This is a genomic window from Pelosinus propionicus DSM 13327 (assembly GCF_900114615.1).
GTDB lineage: Bacteria > Bacillota > Negativicutes > DSM-13327 > DSM-13327 > Pelosinus > Pelosinus propionicus.
On the sequence record NZ_FOTS01000129.1, the window covers coordinates 1 to 1,277 of the forward strand.

General features: G+C 47.3%; 2 protein-coding genes. Both read right to left on the bottom strand.

The features are described from left to right. Positions 1-59: 59 nt before the first annotated feature. Positions 60-911 (bottom strand): IS3 family transposase, encoded by an 852-nt coding sequence (locus tag BMZ99_RS25860; protein WP_090945023.1) that lies wholly within the window; start codon positions 909-911, stop codon positions 60-62. After that, positions 908-1,198 carry a helix-turn-helix domain-containing protein gene (locus BMZ99_RS25865; protein ID WP_090945026.1) on the bottom strand — a complete coding sequence of 97 codons (291 nt, stop codon included), beginning with the start codon at positions 1,196-1,198 and terminating at the stop codon, positions 908-910. The genes BMZ99_RS25860 and BMZ99_RS25865 overlap by 4 nt, the downstream gene beginning before the upstream one ends. Positions 1,199-1,277: the final 79 nt, after the last annotated feature.

The window sequence follows — 1,277 nt, forward strand, 5'->3', positions numbered from 1 at the left end:
TAGACCGCTCCCGTGGAAATAGACAGGCAGGAAACGCCCTGTCGTAGGATAGCTTAGAATTACACGGCCATGCTCCTGATTTGAAAGGGAGTATGGCCATTTTTTGTCTTGATGCGTTCGAAGTTGTAGAAGTGGATGTATTGGTCAATAAGATGACGTGCTTGGTGAATGGTCTGAATTTTTTGGCGGTAGATACACTCGGTTTTTAGAATGCCGAAGAAGTTTTCGGCAGGGGCATTATCCAGAGGTGTAGCCGCTCTTGACATGGACGGCAGAATGCCGTACTGTTTGGTTAGGTTCAAATAGCCGTGCGAGGTATATTGGAACCCTTGGTCGCTGTGGAGGATCAGTCCATCAGCGACCTCCTTTTTTGCTTTTTGAATGGTTCGATAAACCAGAGCATTGTCTTGTATGGTTCCCATATCGTAGGCAACGATGAAATCGTCATACAAATCCTTGATAGCCGACAAGTAGAGTGTCCCCTCGCCGGTGTGTATATAACTAATATCTGTTACCCATTTTTGGTTTGGCCTGTCTGCATGGAAATCCCTGTTCAGTTTATTCTCATAGATGTTCATTCGCTGTTGCCGTTGGTACAGTGGACGAGGGCGGCGAATGGACGAAAGCAGGCCATACTTACGCATCACCCGAAGCACGGCCTTGTGATTGACAACAAGGCCGTGTTTTTGTAACAGCCACAACCTGACACGTCTGTAACCGTAGGTTTCTTTTGTTTCCTGCTGGCACTGAGCGACCAGCCTGCTCATTAGCATGTCCCGATCCGGTCGGTCCCTTCTTTTTCGCCATGCGTAATACCCGCTGCGTGATACCTCGAAAAACCTGCACATGAACGCAACCGGATACTTCTCTTTGTTTGCTTCCATCGCTGCATATTTGATTTCTGCATTCACATCCTTCCAGCAGCTTGAAGAAAAGACCGATACAAATCCACTTCCCGTTCCAATGCTTTAATGCGCAGCTCCATTTCACGCTGTTTTGTGAATGGTGACGTGCGCGGTCTTCCCCGCTTTTTAGGTATGCAAACTTCCGGTTTCCTGTTATAACGCCGAACCCAATTTTTGATTTGTACCTTTGTGAGCCCCAGTGCATCTGCTATTTCCTGGCGTGTTTTGCCTTGCTCACGCATGGCGATTATCTCTGGTTCCATTATTTTGATGTGCGTATATTCCCTTTTCATGCAATCGCCCCCTGTCGTAGTTTCTATCCTACAACAGGGGGCGTTTTCTCTCAATGTCTATTTCTTGGGATGCGGTCTA

Bases quoted from the DNA above. Each gene is read 5' to 3' on its own strand.
- BMZ99_RS25865 (WP_090945026.1), bottom strand. From the start codon at position 1,198: ATGAAAAGGGAATATACGCACATCAAAATAATGGAACCAGAGATAATC.